13 protein-coding genes are annotated in these 15,485 nt (G+C 69.7%); 10 read left to right on the top strand and 3 right to left on the bottom strand.

The genetic code is table 11. The annotated features are described in order from the left end of the window. The first annotated feature begins 47 nt into the window (after nt 1-47). On the top strand, nt 48-1,652 hold the full coding sequence (locus ASD13_RS10510) for an ATP-binding cassette domain-containing protein (RefSeq protein ID WP_200942474.1): 1,605 nt from the start codon (nt 48-50) through the stop codon (nt 1,650-1,652). Beyond that, nucleotides 1,649-3,250, top strand: coding sequence for an ATP-binding cassette domain-containing protein (locus ASD13_RS10505; protein ID WP_055869029.1), 1,602 nt, complete (start codon nt 1,649-1,651; stop codon nt 3,248-3,250). Before ASD13_RS10510 ends, ASD13_RS10505 begins: the two co-directional genes overlap by 4 nt. 112 nt (nt 3,251-3,362) lie before the next feature. On the opposite strand, the gene ASD13_RS10500 is transcribed toward ASD13_RS10505, so the two are convergent. The 3 genes from ASD13_RS10500 to ASD13_RS17385 form a co-directional block, all read right to left on the bottom strand. Then, nucleotides 3,363-5,273, bottom strand: a complete 1,911-nt coding sequence (locus tag ASD13_RS10500; RefSeq protein ID WP_055869028.1) for a heavy metal translocating P-type ATPase — start codon at nt 5,271-5,273, stop codon at nt 3,363-3,365. Between the two features lie 83 nt (nt 5,274-5,356). After that, nucleotides 5,357-6,646 carry a Na+/H+ antiporter NhaA gene (nhaA, locus tag ASD13_RS10495; RefSeq protein WP_055869027.1) on the bottom strand — a complete coding sequence of 430 codons (1,290 nt, stop codon included), beginning with the start codon at nt 6,644-6,646 and terminating at the stop codon, nt 5,357-5,359. A 64-nt stretch (nt 6,647-6,710) separates the two neighbouring features. Continuing rightward, a complete protein-coding gene (locus ASD13_RS17385; RefSeq protein ID WP_017831028.1) occupies nt 6,711-6,884 on the bottom strand; it encodes a hypothetical protein in 174 nt (57 codons plus the stop codon). Nucleotides 6,885-6,977: 93 nt separating this feature from the next. Between ASD13_RS17385 and ASD13_RS10490 the strand changes: the two genes are divergently transcribed. The 8 genes from ASD13_RS10490 to ASD13_RS10455 all read left to right on the top strand — a co-directional run bounded on the left by ASD13_RS10490 (nt 6,978) and on the right by ASD13_RS10455 (nt 15,404). Further along, on the top strand, nt 6,978-8,573 hold the full coding sequence (locus tag ASD13_RS10490; RefSeq protein ID WP_055869026.1) for a DHA2 family efflux MFS transporter permease subunit: 1,596 nt from the start codon (nt 6,978-6,980) through the stop codon (nt 8,571-8,573). A 48-nt stretch (nt 8,574-8,621) separates the two neighbouring features. Next, nucleotides 8,622-9,485 (top strand): MurR/RpiR family transcriptional regulator, encoded by an 864-nt coding sequence (locus ASD13_RS10485; protein WP_235562524.1) that lies wholly within the window; start codon nt 8,622-8,624, stop codon nt 9,483-9,485. 122 nt (nt 9,486-9,607) lie between these two features. Next, entirely contained in the window at nt 9,608-10,279 is a 672-nt protein-coding gene (locus ASD13_RS10480) for a tyrosine-protein phosphatase (protein WP_055869025.1), read from the top strand. Next, nucleotides 10,276-11,064 carry a metallophosphoesterase family protein gene (locus tag ASD13_RS10475; protein WP_055869024.1) on the top strand — a complete coding sequence of 263 codons (789 nt, stop codon included), beginning with the start codon at nt 10,276-10,278 and terminating at the stop codon, nt 11,062-11,064. Before ASD13_RS10480 ends, ASD13_RS10475 begins: the two co-directional genes overlap by 4 nt. A 16-nt stretch (nt 11,065-11,080) precedes the next feature. After that, nucleotides 11,081-12,115 carry an ABC transporter substrate-binding protein gene (locus tag ASD13_RS10470; protein ID WP_055869023.1) on the top strand — a complete coding sequence of 345 codons (1,035 nt, stop codon included), beginning with the start codon at nt 11,081-11,083 and terminating at the stop codon, nt 12,113-12,115. Beyond that, nucleotides 12,116-13,786, top strand: coding sequence for an ABC transporter permease (locus tag ASD13_RS10465; protein WP_200942473.1), 1,671 nt, complete (start codon nt 12,116-12,118; stop codon nt 13,784-13,786). Between the two features lie 14 nt (nt 13,787-13,800). Then, on the top strand, nt 13,801-14,868 hold the full coding sequence (locus ASD13_RS10460; RefSeq protein WP_055869022.1) for an ABC transporter ATP-binding protein: 1,068 nt from the start codon (nt 13,801-13,803) through the stop codon (nt 14,866-14,868). Next, on the top strand, nt 14,865-15,404 hold the full coding sequence (locus ASD13_RS10455) for a histidine phosphatase family protein (RefSeq protein ID WP_055869021.1): 540 nt from the start codon (nt 14,865-14,867) through the stop codon (nt 15,402-15,404). Before ASD13_RS10460 ends, ASD13_RS10455 begins: the two co-directional genes overlap by 4 nt. Nucleotides 15,405-15,485 lie beyond the last annotated feature (81 nt).

The following is a 15,485-nucleotide window of genomic DNA, read 5'->3' as shown; positions in this document are numbered from 1 at the left end:
TTCCTCCTGAGGATAGGCATGCCTAAGTATACGCGTATACTTTTTGCGTGAGCAAGTCATCCCGCCCTCGTGATTCCCTCCTCGGTTCCGAACTGTCTCCTGCCATGCCCGCACTCTCCGCGGCCGTCCTCCTCGCCGTCCTCGCGGGTGTCGGGCAGCTCGCAGCCCTGTGGTGCATCATCCGGGCGCTCGGCGACTCAGGCGGAGGATGGGTGTTCGTCGCCTGCGGGGCGTGGGTGGCGACGGCGGCGCTCGCCGCCGTGGCATCCTGGCTCGCGCACGCGGCGGAGGCGCAGTTCGAGGCGCGGGTGCGACGTCGTGTGGCCGGGCACATCCTGCGTCTCCCCGCCGACCGGCTCAGCGTCTACTCGGCCGACCGACTGCGTCGCCTCGTCTCAGAGGATGTCGCTGCGCTGCACCACATGATCGCCCACCTGCCCTCCGAGCTCGCGACGCTCGTGGTCGTCCCCGTCGTCGCCACGGTGATGCTGGTGACCATCGCCGGACCGATGGCGCTGCTCGCCCTGCTCCCCGGATTGCTCGCCGGAATCGTGTATCTGAGCGTGATACCGCGGCTCTCGGCCAGACACGGAGCGCAGCGCGCGCGAGTGATGACGGAGATCACGAGCGCGGTCGACGACTATGCGCGGGGGATCGAGGTGCTGCGTCTGAGCGGCTCCGTATCCGGGGCGTTGTCGGAGTACACGGCCGCGACCGACAGGTTCTCGCACGGCATGGTCCTGTGGGTGCGACGGATCGCCACTCCCGCAGCGATCGCGGTCGGGTTGCTGCAGGCCGCGGCGAGCTTCGCCATCGCGTACGCCGTGGGTGCGGAGTGGGATGCGTCTCGACTCGCCGCGGTCGTGCTTCTGAGCCTCGCCCTCGTGGCCCCGGCCCTCCGGCTCGGTCACGGTCTGGACTACGTCTCCGCCGGACGGGCCGCTGTCGATCGGATCGAGGAGCTGTTGCGCGAGAGGCCGATCGGGGCGGGAGCGTGCCCTGCCCCGACGACGGCTGTAGAGGTGGAAATCGATCACGCCAGCGTCGTCGTCGAAGGACGCGCGGTGCTCGATACGATCTCGTTCCGCGCGTCGCCCCGGTCGGTGACGGTGGTCACGGGAGAGAGCGGGGCGGGGAAGTCCACGCTCCTGCGATCGATCGCCGGTCTCCAACCTCTCACCACCGGTGCTGTCCGCCTCGGCGGCGTGCCGGTGGAGAGTATCCGTGAAGACGCGCGTCCTCACGCAGCGCTGCTCGTTCCTCAGGGTGGTGATGTGCTCGCCGGCACCGTCAGGGAGAACCTGCAGCTCGTCGCGTCCGCCGATGACGAGGATCTTCGGGGTGCCCTCGATCAGGTCGGGCTCATGGTTCCGCTCGATGCCGAGGCTCCCGCACTCTCCGGCGGGGAGCGACAGCGGATCGGGTTGGCTCGTGCCCTCCTCGCCCCCGCGCCGGTGATCCTCCTGGATGAGCCGACGAGCGCTCTCGACCGCCGATCCACCGATCGCTTCTGGGGCCGGATGCAGCGGGTCGCACACGACGAGGGGAAGACCGTGATCGTGGTGACGCACGACCCCGAGCTCGCCGCACGCGCCGACCTCCACATCACCGTGGCACGCGCCGAGCGTGCACAGGAAGGAATCGAACGATGACCGCACGCATTCCCTCGGGCGTTCCGATGGTCTCCGCGTTCCCCGCGTCCGCGCGACGACTCCTCCTCTCGGTCGGTCTCGGGTGGGTGCTGGTCGGCGCGGTCGAGGCCGTCGCATACACCGGTCTGGCGCTCGCCATCGTGAACCGGGGCGGACCGCAGGGGGTGCTGGCACTCGCAGCCGCCTCGCTCGTCATCACGGTTCTTTGCTCGCGTGCGGGCTACCTCGCGGGGGCCCGGCTCGCGGGGGACCTCTACCGTGCACTCGGCACGGCGCTGTCGCGGACCAAGCTCGCCTGGTTCACCCCCGAGCATCGCGCGCTCGTCACCCATGCCGCCGGCGTCGGGATCCCGTCACTGATGGGGGTGCCCGCTCATCAACTTCAGACACTCATCCTCGCGCCGATCGTGCCCCTTCTGCTCGTCGTGGGTATAGCCGTGGTGAGCGGGCCGGCACCGGCATCGACGGCTGCGGCGCTGCTCGCCGCTGCGCTGAGCGCACAAGTGCTCGCACAACGGCGGCTCGCGAGAGCGGATGCTGCCCGGCACATAGCTGATCGACGAGCGACCGCCGCGACGCTCGAGCTCGTGGACCACCTCGAGCTTCTGCAGACCGTGGCCGGTCCGGTCGGCGCTGCGGCCCGCACGGAGGAGCACTGGCTGATCCAGGAGGCCGCGATGCGACGCACGAATCGGGCTGCGGTCCCGGCGACACTGGTGTCCGGACTCGCCAGCGCGCTCCCTCTGGGCGGCATCCTGCTGTTCCTCGCTGCGACCGGAGGATTCGCGGACCCGCTCGCGGCTCTCGCGCTGATCGTCCTCGTCGGCAGGGCGAGCGCGCCGCTCGATGAACTCGCCCTCGCCGGCATCGCCGTGAGCGAGCTGCGGGCGACCACCGCCGGGTATCGGGACGTGGTCACCGCTCCGACACTGTCCGTCCCCGATACCAGCGCCGCGCTGACGCCGCGGAACAACCGGATCGAACTCCGCTCCGTGGCGATGCCCCCCGCGATCGAGAGCATCACCGCGACCATCTCCGAGCGCAGTCGCACCCACATCGCGGGCCCCTCGGGTTCGGGGAAGAGCACGCTGCTCGGACTGCTCCTGCGTTTCGATGACCCGGACTTCGGTGAGATCGTGCTCGGCGGGGTTCCACTCACGGCGCTCACGGAAGAAGAACTCGCTTCGCGCGTCGCTTACGTCCCGCAGGATCCGGTGGTCTTCACCGGCACCATCGCGTCGAACATCCGCATCGGCCGTCCGGATGCCACCGACGAGCAGGTCTTCGCCGCGGCGCAGCAGGCAGGACTGGGTGCGGTGCTAGTGCGGGATCCGTCCGGCGTCTATCAGTCGGTCGGCAGACGCGGTGCGGCATTGTCGGGAGGCGAGCGCCAACGACTCGCAATCGCCCGTGCTCTCATCAAGGACGCGTCGGTGATCGTGTTGGATGAGGCGACCTCGGCGCTCGACGAGACGACGGAACGCCTCGTCGTCGCCGCGGTCACGGGCGCCGACGCCACGATCGTCTTCGTCACGCACCGCTCGCCGGATATCTGGGCGCCCGACCAGAGCATCGTGCTGGGCGAGGACCGCGGGTGACGCGCCCATGCTGAGGCGCCGGTTCCCCCCGGGGCCGGGGTCGTCGGCGGCGGCGAAGCACCGCTGAGCCGCTGGTCTCTGGGGGTGACCCGAGCATGGGAGCGGTGGCTCGTCAGTCCGCGCGCTGCGGAGCCACCGCCTCGGTCCTCGTGCTCGGGCGGGCCGGCGCTGCGGGAAGCACCGTGGAGGGGCCGCTCAGGGCGCGGAGCGCGTAGAGGATCGTCGCGAGATCGACGAGCTCCTGGACGAGCGCACCGACGACGGCGGGGATGAGTCCGGTCATCGCCACGATCATGAGTCCGATGCTCAGTCCTATGCCGATCCAGATCGCGGTGAGCGCGACCCGCAGGGTGTGACGGCCGATCGCGACGGCGTCGACGAGCTTCGCCAGCGAGTCGACGAGGATCACGACATCAGCGGCGTCCCCGGCCGCGGTCGCGCCCTTCGCCCCCATGGCCACGCCGATGTCGGCGGCGGCGAGCACGGGGGCGTCGTTGACGCCGTCGCCGACCATCATGACCGGGCGCGGTTGCAGCTCAGCGGCGAGCGCGACCTTCTCTGGCGGGAGCAGCTCGGCGTGGATCTCGGAGATGCCCACCTGGTGGGCCACCGACTCCGCCGTCGGGCCGACGTCGCCCGTGAGCATGACCACGCGGTCCACCTCGTGCGTGCGCAGCCACGAGACGACGGCCGCGGCTTCGGGCCTCGGGTGGTCGGCGAGCACCAGCACCCCGGCGAAGCGTCCGTCCACCGCGACGTAGGCCGCGGCCTGGCTCAGCTCCAGCGTCGCCCGCACGGTGTCGGGCGCGAGTGCGGCCACGTAGGCCGGTTTGCCGACCACGACCGATCGGCCGTCGATCTCGGCGACGACGCCGTTCGTGGCCTCCTCCCGGGCTTCGGAAGCACTGCGGAGCGCGAGTCCGCGCGCGTGCGCAGCGCGACGGATGCCTTCGGCGAGCACGTGCGTCGAGTACTGCTCCGCAGAGGCGGCGAGCTGCAGGATCTCATCCTCGTCGAAGCCCTCCGCCGGGCGGACGGCGACGAGTTCCGGTCGTCCCTGCGTGAGCGTGCCGGTCTTGTCGAACGCGGCCGAGCGCACGCGGGCGATCTGTTCGATCACGGCGCCACCCTTCATGATCACCCCGGTCTTCGCCGCGCGGGAGAGGCCGCCGAGGAACGCGACCGGTGCGGCGATCAGGAGTGGGCACGGCGTGGCGAGCACGAGTACCTCGGCGAAGCGCGTCGCATCCCCGGAAAGGGCCCAGGCGGTTCCGGCCAGCACGAGCGAGACCGCGGTGAACGGGATGGCGAAGCGGTCCGCGAGTCGTACGACGGGGGCATGGGAGTCTTCCGCCGCATGCACGAGCGCGACGATCTGCTGGTACTGACTGTTCGAACTCGTGCGCACGGCTCTGATCCGCACGGCCCGACTTCCGTTGATAGCGCCGGAGAGCACCTCGCCCCCGGACTCGCGGGTCACGGGCATGCTCTCGCCGGTCAGCGAGGACTCATCGAAAGTCCCGGTCTCGGTGAGCAGCTCGCCGTCGACGGGCACGATCTCCGCCGGACGCACGAGCAGAACGTCGCCGATGGCCACCTCGTCGACGGGCAGATCCCTGACCTCATCCGAATCCGCGGACTGCGGGCGCAGGAGCACGTGCGCGATGCGCGGAGAGCGATCCAGCAGGGCGGACAGGTCACGCGTCGCGCGGCGGCCGGCGAAGTCCTCGAGAGCCTCTCCGCCGGAGAGCATCAGCACGATGATGAGCGAGGCGATGTACTCCCCGACGGCGAGAGTCGCCACCATCGCCACCACGGCGAGGATGTCGAGCCCGACGTGACCGCGGAGCACATCGCGGACCATCCCGACGAGGGTCCAGACGACGAACGCCGCCACGTAGCCGGTGGCGATCCATCGACCGGCGACCGTGGCGTCGACGGCGTGGAGGACCAGCACGCCGACGAACACGAGAACGGTGGTGGTGATGGCCGGATAGCGCCACAGCAGGCGGAGAAACCTCATGCCCCAGCTTCCCGCGAATCGGTACGCAGTACCAGCGGGAGACGGCGTGCCCCGAAGGGACCCGCGGCGCGACGATGGTCCCGCTAGACCTTTGCTGCCGTGCTCTCATGCTCGCGGCGTCCCCGTGCGTTGCGTCGGGCGAGGATCACTCCACCCAGGATCGCGGCGACGAAGGATCCGACGAGCACCCCGATCTTCACATGCTCGTCCGCCACGGAACTCGACCCGTAGGCGAGTTCTCCCACGAGCAGGGAGACGGTGAAGCCGATTCCGGCGAGGAAGGCCATACCGGTCAGATCCGGCCAGCGCAGCGTCTCGTCGAGCCGCAGTGCGGGGAATCGGCTCAGCAGGAAGGTCGTGACAAGGATGCCGATCGGCTTGCCGGCGACGAGTCCGACGACGATCCCGATCGTGATCGGGTCGGAGAACGCGGAGACGAGTCCGTCCCACCCGCCGACCGTGACGCCGGCGGCGAAGAAAGCGAAGACGGGAACGGCGAACAGCGTGGCCACGACGCTCCAGCGGTCGGCGAAGTGGGCGGCCATGCCGTCGTAGACGGGGAGGCCCTCATCGTCGCTGCCGGTGCGGACCCTGGCGCGTTCGGTCGCCGTGACGGGGACGACGAAACCGAGCAGCACACCCGCGACGGTCGCGTGCACACCGGATGCGTGGATGCACACCCACACGGCGATGGCGAGCGGGAGCAGCAGCCACCATGCGCGGACACCCTTCGCGACGAGCGCGGCGAACCCGGCCAGCGGCAGCAGGGCGAGGATCAGCCACGGGAAGCTGATCGAGTCGGTGTAGAACGTCGCGATGATGGTGATCGCGATCAGGTCGTCGATGATCGCCAGGGTCAGCAGGAACACACGCAGCGCCGGGGGGAGGAACTTGCCGACCACGGCGATCACCGCGACCGCGAACGCGATGTCGGTCGCGGTGGGGATCGCCCACCCGCGCAGCGCATCGGCTCCGCTGCCCGCGTTGATCAGGACGAAGATGAGCGCGGGCACCACGACGCCGCCCACGGCTGCGGCGATCGGCAGGGCGGCCCGGCGCGGGTCGCGCAGCCGCCCGGCGACGAACTCCTCCTTCAGCTCGAGGCCGACGACGAAGAAGAAGATCGCCAGAAGCCCATCGGCCGCCCACGCGCCGATGCTGAGCTCGAGGTGCAGCTCGGGGATGCCGAACGTGAAGTCGCGCACGGACTCGTACCAGGAGGCGGCAGGACTGTTGGCCAGGATCAGGGCCGCGAACGTCGCCGCCAGCAGGAGGGAGCCGCCCAGGACGTCGCTGCGGGCGTTGGAGCGGATGCCTTGCCACAGCGCATGCGGGGCGAGGGAGAAACGGGCAGGTGATGAATTCGGGGACACGGAAAGACCTCACGCGAGAAGGGGTGAATGGCGCAGAAGACCACCGCCCCGTTCGAGGCGTGGTCTAGTTCCGTGGCGGCGGGCAGCCGGCGATCTCGCCGTGCGAGAGCGTGCCCCACACACTGGTCCACCCGTTCGTGCCCGGGTGCAGGATGACCCGCATCCATTCCCTCATCGGGGTCGCCGAGCGAAGACGGTGCGGGGCACGCGTCGAGCCGGCGATCGAGAGGAGGGGCACGCGTCCAGCCTAGCCGTGCGCTGCTGAGATCTATCTGCGCTCCGCGGAGACCACACCTACCCGAATCCCATTTAGCTAACTAAGCTAGCGATCATGGAACGGTACGTGCGCCTGCGGTGGCTCGGGCTCGTCTTCATCAGCATCGCGGTCTCGCTGATCATCGTCGACTCGACGATCGTCAACGTGGCGATCCCTGCGATCGTGGAGGACCTCGGCATCACCTCGACCGAGGTGCAGTGGGTGCAGGAGTCGTACACCCTCGTCTTCGCCTCCCTGCTGCTCGTGTTCGGCAGCCTCGCCGATCGCTTCGGCCGGCGGCGGGTGATGCTCATCGGCGTCGTCGTGTTCGCCCTGTCGTCGGTGTTCGCTGCGCTGTCGCCGGACGGGGGGATGCTGATCCTCGCGCGTCTGGCCCAGGGCGTCGGTGGAGCGATGATCCTGCCCACGACGCTCTCGATCATCAATGCGACCTTCCGAGGACGCGAGCGAGGGATCGCCTTCGCCGTGTGGGGGTCGACGATCGGTGGTATGGCTGCTGTCGGCCCTCTCCTGGGCGGGTGGCTCACGACTGCGTATTCGTGGCGGTGGGCGTTCGGGATCAACATCCCCCTCGGCATCATCATCGTGATCGGCGTGCTGCTGACGGTGGCGGAATCTCGCAGCGATCGCATCAGCAGAGTCGATGTCGTCGGTGCCGCGCTCTCCATCGTGGCGATGGGGAGCCTCGTGTTCGGCCTCATCGAGGGGCGGACATACGGCTGGTGGCTCATCGATACGCGTCCGCAGATCGGCGACTGGGCGTGGCCGTGGGAGCTGTCGCCGATACCCCTGCTCTTCGCGGTCGCCGTCATCGCCGTCATCGGGTTCATCCTCTGGGGCCGCTACCGCGAGCGCACGGGAAAGTCGACGCTGCTGGCGCTGCGGCTGTTCTCGATCTCCTCCTTCCGCAACGGCAACATCGCGGCGGCCGTGGTGTCGTTGGGCGAGTTCGGCATCATCCTCGCACTCCCGCTCTGGCTGCAGTTCGTCCTCGGATTCGAAGCGGTGCAGACCGGGTTGCTCCTGCTGGCGCTGGCGGGTGGCTCGTTCCTCGCCAGCGGTGTCGCCGGCGCCGCGAGCGGGAAGATCGCTCCGGTGTGGGTGGTACGTGTGGGCCTCATTGCAGAGATCGTCGGTGTCGCGGGGGTGGGGTTCGTGATCGGGCCCGACGCCTCGTGGGGACCGCTCATCCCGTTCCTGTTCGTCTACGGGCTCGGCGTGGGCCTTGCCACCGCCCAGCTGACAGGAGTCGTGCTCGCCGAGGTCCCGGTCGCGGACAGTGGGGCCGCATCCGGCACGCAGTCCACCTCGAGGCAGATCGGCGCCGCTCTCGGCGTCGCGTTGCTCGGCACGGTGCTGTTCACCAGCACGGCTGGAATCCTCGCTTCCTCGCTCGACGAGCGGGGCGTGCCCGCCGCGCAGCGTGACCAGATCGTCTCGGCCGTCGTGGACAGCGCGGGAGCGGCGATCAGCGGGCTCGAGGCGAACGCTGCGACGGCCGACGCGGCTGAGGATGCGAAGGCGGCCTTCTCCGAGGGCACGCGCTATGCGGCGTGGACGGCCGCGGGGTTCCTCGCGCTCGGGCTGCTGGCGACCGTGTCCCTCGGATCGGCCACGGTGCGCGCCCGCCCCGAAGAGGCCGAGGTCTGAGGGACGCGACGGAGTTTCCTCTCCGTTCGACTTCGGGCGCTACATTCCATGCAGGTGCATTCCGACGTGTGCGCCGGTGAGGAAGCCATGGTCATCTCCCGCCCTGATCTCAGCGTGCTCGCTCGTGTGCGTGCCTCGTCGTCCCTGCTCGGGCCCAGTGAGTCGCGAGTCGCGGCGCTGATACTGGAGCGGCCGGCGGAGGTCGTCATGTGGTCGACGGCCGAACTCGCCCAGGCCGCGGGAACGTCGACGGCAACCGTGATCCGCGCATGCCAGAGCCTGGGCTTCCGAGGTTTCCAGCACCTCCGTCTGGAACTCGCTCGCTCGACGCCCCTGCGTCCCCGGGAAGACGATGTCACCTCCGACACCTTCGATGACGCCGTGGAAGCGGTGCGCCTCGCCCAAGACAGCGTGAATCCGGTGCTCCTTCAGGAGGCCGCGACGGCGCTGCGTCATGCCCGCCGCGTGGTGCTGGTCAGCAACGGGTTCTCCGGGCCGCCGCTGCAGGACTTCGCGATGCGTCTCAGCATCCTGGGGCGTCCGGTGGAGGCGCCCGTCGACCCGCTCGCCCAGCAGTTCGCCGTCAACAGCCTGACCGAGGACGACCTGTGCTTCGGGCTGAGCTACTCCGGTGCGAACGTCCAGACGCTCCGTGCCTGCGCTGCCGCTGCGGACCGCGGAGCACGCGTCGCCGTCGTCACCAGCTTCGCTCGTTCGCCCATCGGGCGCACCGCCGACATCGTCGTCGCGACGGGCCCTGCAGCCCTGACGCACGATGTCGACCCTTTCCTCGCGCGAATCGGACACACCGTCGTGCTGCATGCGCTGCACTCGGCCCTCGCCAGCGATGTGGCCCCGTCGGACGCTGCGGGTATGCGTCACGTCGTCGCTGAAGCGATCGCCGAGGAGTAGCGCACCCGACCGTTCACCTCCCGGCCAGCCGGGCGTCATCGCCGGGTCAGCAGACGGTGACGTACCCCGACTGTAATGACGTTTCGTGTGGTTCGAAATACATGTAACGGCGGGACGGTCTCATGCTGGCGATTGATGTGGACGGGCTCTTCAACGTCCGGGCGAGTGACACCAGGAGGCCATGGCTGGTCCGCTCCGGTGCGCCCGAAGCGCTGAGCGAAGCGGGGGAGAAGCTCCTGATCGCGCTCGGGGTGAGTGTGATCGTCGACCTGCGCGAGCCCGCGGAGAGCGAAGCCGTCGTCCACGGCATCCCTTCGGCGTCCGTCCCGGTCTACGGCACCGAGCCCCCGGCGACGGGCACCCTCGAGGAGATCTACGAGGGGTTGCTGCGAAGCCGAGGGCGCGCGCTGACCGCGGCGGTCGGAGCCATAGCGGATGCGGAGGGCGCAGCCCTGGTTCACTGCACCGCAGGCAAGGACCGCACCGGCCTCGTCGTCGCGCTGGCGCGCTTCGCCGCGGGGGCGAGCGAGGGCGACGTGGTCGCGGACTACGTGCTCTCCGCACCACAGGTGCGTCCGGTGCGAGGGGAGCATGCCGAGCGCATCGCCGCCTCTGTCGAAGCCCGGGAACGCGCCGATGTTCTGCGCCTGCACCTGGAGAGCCCCCCGGAGGCCATCGTGCACGCGCTGGCGGTCATCCGCGAGTTCGGCGGGGCGGAGGAGTACCTCCGCGCACACGGTCTCCGTTCCGATCAGCTCGCGGCGCTGCGCCGCAAGGAAGGGGTGTCGGCATGAGTCGCGCGACCGGTCGGTTGACGGTGCTGCACCTCAGCGATGTCCATGCCATGAGCAGCGGCCTTCTGTACGACACCGTGGACGGGTTCGCTCGCCTGCGCGCCGTCGGCGCGTACCTGCGCGACGCCGGGATCACACCGGAGGCGGTCGTGGTCACCGGCGACCTGGTGCAGCGGGGGAACGCGGATGCCTATCCGGCACTGCGCGAGGCGTTCGACGAGCTCGCTGAGATCGCCGGTGTCCCGGTGCTCACCGCGCTCGGCAATCACGATGAGCCGGAGGCCGCGCGGGTGCTGCGCGGCCACGAGCAGACCCACCACAGAGTGCACATCGTCGACGAGCTCCGCTTCATCATCCTGGATTCGTCTCGCGGCGAGCTCGGAGTCGACCAGCGGGCGTGGCTCCGCGACGTGCTGCGCACTCCGCACGGCCTCGGCACGGTCGTCGCTGTTCACCATGCGCCGCTGGGCTCTCCGCTGCCGACACTGGCGAAGGCGGGGCTGCGGGACGCGGACGACTTCCTCGACGCCATGGCCGGCTCGGACGTGCGGGCGGTTCTGGCCGGGCACTTCCATCACCCGCTGTCCGCGACCCTGCGCGGCATCCCCGTCTTCGTCGGTCCCTCGCTGGCCTATCACCAGGTGATGGACGCCGGCCCGAACCGCGTCAGCGGCCATGACCTGGCGATGTTCTCCCTCGTGCATCTGCTGCCGGGCGGCGTCGCCGTCACCAACGTCGGGCTCGACTCGCCCGCACCGATCTTCTCCTCCGTCATCTCCACCTGAACCCTGATTGGACACCATGTCATTCCTCCGCAAGACCGCTCCCGTGGCACTGTTCGGCGTCGCCGCACTCGCCCTCGCCAGCTGCTCCTCGACGCCGGCTCCCGCCGCGACGCCCGAGGAGTCCGCCGCAGCCCTGGAGCCGGCGACCATCACGCTGTACACCTCCGAGCCGCAGGAGAAGGCCGATGAACTTGTCGCCGCCTTCAACGAGGTCCACCCCGAGATCACCGTCGAGGTGTTCCGCGCCGGCACCGGCGACCTGACCACTCGAGTCGCGACCGAGCAGGAGTCCGGTGGTATCCAGGCCGACGTGTTCCTCGCCGCCGACGCCGGCACCTTCGAGGGGTACGCCGCCGACGACCTTCTGCTGAAGTACACGCCGACGGACGTAGACGCCCTGAATCCCGACGTCGTCGACCCCGAGGGCTTCTACACCGGCACCAGGATCATCCCGACCGTCATCGCGTACAACACCGGCATCATCACCGAGGCACCCGAGTCGTGGAAGGACCTCACCGACGCCGAGTACGCCGACAAGATCGTGATGCCGAACCCCGACGTGTCCGGGGCAGCGGCGTACAACGCCGCCGTGTGGCTGGACGACGACCAACTGGGTGAGAAGTGGATGACGGCCCTGGCCGAGAACCGCCCGGTCATCGCCGACAGCAACGGCCCCGTGTCTCAGGCCGTCGCCACGGGCGCGCAGCCCGTCGGCATCGTGGTGGACTACCTGGTCCGCGAGCTCGCCGCACAGGGGTCGCCCATCGCCGTGTCGTACCCGAGCGAGGGCGTGCCGTACGTGTCCCAGCCGGTCGGTATCTTCGCCGACACCGACGAAGAGGCAGCATCCAAGGCCTTCGTCGACTTCCTGGTGAGCGCCGCCGGCCAGGAGCTCGCCGTCGAGCAGTCGTACCTGCCGGTGCGCTCCGACGTCGGCACGCCCGAGGGCGCCCCGTCGATGGACGACATCGAGATCCTCTCCCCGGACCTCGAGACCATCCGCAGCACGCAGGACGCTGCGGTCGAGACCTTCCGCTCGCTGTTCCTCTAAATGACCGAGATCTCCACTCTCGCCGCGGGTCCGGCATCGCGCCGGGCCCGCGGTGGCGGGCGCCGGAGGCTCGACGGCGTCAGCATCCTCACCCTCGTCCTGTGGCTGGCGTGCGGCGCGTTCATCCTGCTCCCCATCGGCGCGATCCTCGTGCTGGCGAGCCGCGGGCAGCAGGCGGAGGTGCTCCTCCAGGGCGACGTCCTCGAAGCCGGAGCGAACAGCCTGCTCTCCGCCGGAGTGTCGGCGGTGCTGGCCGTCGTGGTCGGCACTGTCTTCGCCGTGCTCCTGGATCGCACCGACCTGCCGGGGCGGTCGGCGCTTCGCCTGCTCGCTCTGAGCCCACTGCTCATGCCCCCGTTCGTCGGCGCCATCGCATGGCTCGGAGTCGCCGGCCCCACGAGTCCGCTGAACCTGTGGTGGCGAGACATCTTCGGCGGACCGCTCTGGTCGATCTACGGGGCGGACGGCGTCATCGCGCTGCTCACGATCCACAGCTATCCCATCGCCATGCTCATCGTCTCCGCGGCGTTGCGCCGTATCCCCACCGACCTGGAGCAGGCCGCGCGGGTCGGAGGCGCAGGTCCCGTGCGAGCGCTCACCTCGGTGACGATCCCTCTGCTACGGCCGGCGCTGCTGTCATCGTTCGTATTGATCGCCGTCGGGAACCTCGCCGACTTCGGAATCCCGTCGATCATCGGGCTCCCTGAACGCTTCACCACCCTCGCAACCCTCGTCTACCGCTACCTGCAGTCGGGCACCGTCGAGGACCCGCTGGCCGTGGTCGCGACGATCGGCGTCGTCCTGTTGATCCTGGCGGTCCTCGCCCTCGTCGCCGACGCCATGGTCGGTCGGCGCGGGTGGGAGCTGGATTCGTCGAGCGCCGTGGTCGAACGCGTCTCCCTGGGCCGCGCCCGTGGGGGACTGGGGGTGGCGATGTGGCTCGTGGTGCTCCTCATCACGGTCCTCCCGCTCTTCGCCCTGCTCACGCAGACGCTGCTGAGTGCTCCCGGCGTGCCGCTCACCTGGGACAACCTCACCCTCGACCACCTCGTCCGCGCGCTCACCACGCGCAACGCGCTGGAGGGGGCGGCGAACTCCGTGATGCTCGCCATCATGGCGGCCGTGATCTGCGGCGTCGTGGGTCTGGCCATCGGGCTGCTCGTGGCGCGGGTGCCGAGCCGAGCCAACCGAGCGCTGGGGGCCGTCGCCGTGGTGCCGCAGGCCGTCCCCGGCATCGTCATCGCGGTCGCATGGCTGGTGCTCGCACCCGCGTTGGGGCTGTTCAACACGCCGTGGCTTATCCTCGCCGCCTACGTCACCTCGTTCACAGCGCTCGTCGTGCAGGCCGTCGCCGCTCCGCTCTCCTCGACACCGACCAGTGCGGAAGAGGCGGCGCGGATCGGCGGCGCGACACGGGTGCGCGCCCTGATCGACATCTCCTGTCGGATGGCGGCACCGGCCGCGCTCTCCGGCGCGGTGATCGTCGCGGTCACCGCCGTGCGCGAGCTCACGCTCTCGGTACTCCTGCTGTCGCCAGGGGCGCAGACCCTCGGCGTCGCGATCTTCAGCTTTCAGCAGGCGGGTGCCTTCAGCACCGCCGCCGCATGGTCGCTCATCGTGGCCGTGCTCGGACTCGCTGTCATCGGGTTCGCGATCCCGAAGACGAAGTAACAGAAAGGGTGCCCATGGCCTCCGTCACACTTGAACACGTCTCTCTGCGATACCGCTCCGGTGCCGTCGGCCTCGCCGACGTCGACCTGCAGGTCGCGGACGGGGAGTTCCTCGCTCTCGTCGGCCCTTCGGGATCCGGGAAGACGACGCTGCTGCGCAGTATCGCCGGGTTCCTGACTCCCACAGCAGGCCGTGTCCTGCTCGATGACCGCGTCATCGCCGGTCCCGGTGTCGCCGTGCCGCCGGAGCAGCGCCAGCTGGGGATGGTGTTCCAGCAGCATGCGGTCTGGCCGCACTGGGACGTGGGTCGCAACGTCGAATATCCGTTGCGACGCGCCAAGGTGCCCCTCGCCGAGCGCCGCACCCGTGTCGGCGAAGCGCTCGACCTCGTGGGACTCGCCGGTTACGAGCGCCGGGACCCGGCGACCCTCTCCGGCGGGCAGCGGCAGCGTGTCGCCCTGGCCCGGGCGCTGGTCGCCCGCCCCCGGGTGCTCCTGCTGGACGAAGCGCTCTCCGCCCTCGACGAGCCGCTGCGTGACCGGCTTCGCCTCGAGCTGCACACCCTCACCCGGGAGATGGGGCTGACCGTCGTGCACGTGACCCACGACCGCTCCGAGGCTCTCGCACTCGCCGACAGGGTCGCGGTGCTGGATGGGGGCCGTATCCAGCAGGTCGACACCCCGTCGAACCTGCTCGCCCGCCCCGACAGTCCGTTCGTCGCGAAGTTCCTCTCCGACGCGACGCTGGTCGACGGGCGCGTCACCGAGGGCCTGTTCTCCGCCGGCGACCACCCGCTGACCGTGCCCTGCCCTGGAGTGGCGAATGCCGCGCGGGCTACCGCTGCCGTGCTTCCGGCCGCCGTCACCCTCACTCCCGGCGGTGATGCCACCGTCCGCTCCTCGCTTTTCACACCGGACGGCAGCGACGTCGTCGTGGACTGGCACGGCACGCATCTGCGCGTGCGCACCCACGGCAGCCGGCACCGGGTCGGAGACGCCGTCTCCGTCCACATCACGGATGCGGTGGTCTACCCGCAGGCTGTGGAAGACGCGCCCGAGCGCGAGGCGGTGATGTCGGCATGACCCTCGCACTGGTCAGGCACGGCCGCACCGCATGGAACCGCGAGCGCAGAATGCAGGGGCAGTCCGACATCGCTCTCGATCCGGTCGGCGAAGCCCAAGCCGAAGCGGCCGGTCGTCTGCTGGCGACGGCGGTCTGGACACGGATCGTCTCGTCTCCGCTGCGACGTGCCTCGCAGTCGGCCGAGATCATCCGTAGGCACATGCCCCATGCGGAGTACCGCGTGCATGACGGCCTCGTCGAACGTCACTACGGTGAGGCCGACGGTCTGCAGGTCACCGAAGCGTGGGAGCGATGGCCCGACCAGAACTATCCCGACGCAGAATCCGTCGCTGCCACCGCCGACCGCGCCGCCAGCGCGCTGAGAGAGCTTCTCCGCGACGACGCGGACACCGTCGTCGTGGCTCACGGGACCCTGTTGCGGCTCGGCATCGAAGCCGTGACGGGGCACCAGTGCTCACGGCTTTCGAACGGAGACGTCGTGTTGCTCGAGGGGAGTGAAGCTCTCGGATACACCGCACGGTGGTTGACGGAGTAGCCCCCCGCACCACGGAGCACGAACGACAGAAGCCGCCTGGAATCAGGCGGCTTCTCTCGTGATGAAGAACTTCATGTACGG

The sequence above is a fragment of the Microbacterium sp. Root1433D1 genome (genome assembly GCF_001426835.1).
Classification (GTDB): domain Bacteria; phylum Actinomycetota; class Actinomycetes; order Actinomycetales; family Microbacteriaceae; genus Microbacterium; species Microbacterium maritypicum.
The sequence above is the reverse complement of the archived record's forward strand: the minus strand, read 5'-3'. Positions and strand labels throughout refer to the sequence as shown.

Excerpts from the sequence above, each read along its gene's own strand:
- ASD13_RS10505 (WP_055869029.1), top strand. The coding sequence starts at position 1,649 with ATGACCGCACGCATTCCCTCGGGCGTTCCGATGGTCTCCGCGTTCCCC.
- ASD13_RS10500 (WP_055869028.1), bottom strand. The coding sequence starts at position 5,273 with ATGAGGTTTCTCCGCCTGCTGTGGCGCTATCCGGCCATCACCACCACC.
- ASD13_RS10490 (WP_055869026.1), top strand. The coding sequence starts at position 6,978 with ATGGAACGGTACGTGCGCCTGCGGTGGCTCGGGCTCGTCTTCATCAGC.
- ASD13_RS10485 (WP_235562524.1), top strand. The coding sequence starts at position 8,622 with ATGCAGGTGCATTCCGACGTGTGCGCCGGTGAGGAAGCCATGGTCATC.
- ASD13_RS10480 (WP_055869025.1), top strand. The coding sequence starts at position 9,608 with ATGCTGGCGATTGATGTGGACGGGCTCTTCAACGTCCGGGCGAGTGAC.
- ASD13_RS10475 (WP_055869024.1), top strand. The coding sequence starts at position 10,276 with ATGAGTCGCGCGACCGGTCGGTTGACGGTGCTGCACCTCAGCGATGTC.
- ASD13_RS10470 (WP_055869023.1), top strand. The coding sequence starts at position 11,081 with ATGTCATTCCTCCGCAAGACCGCTCCCGTGGCACTGTTCGGCGTCGCC.
- ASD13_RS10465 (WP_200942473.1), top strand. The coding sequence starts at position 12,116 with ATGACCGAGATCTCCACTCTCGCCGCGGGTCCGGCATCGCGCCGGGCC.
- ASD13_RS10460 (WP_055869022.1), top strand. The coding sequence starts at position 13,801 with ATGGCCTCCGTCACACTTGAACACGTCTCTCTGCGATACCGCTCCGGT.
- ASD13_RS10455 (WP_055869021.1), top strand. The coding sequence starts at position 14,865 with ATGACCCTCGCACTGGTCAGGCACGGCCGCACCGCATGGAACCGCGAG.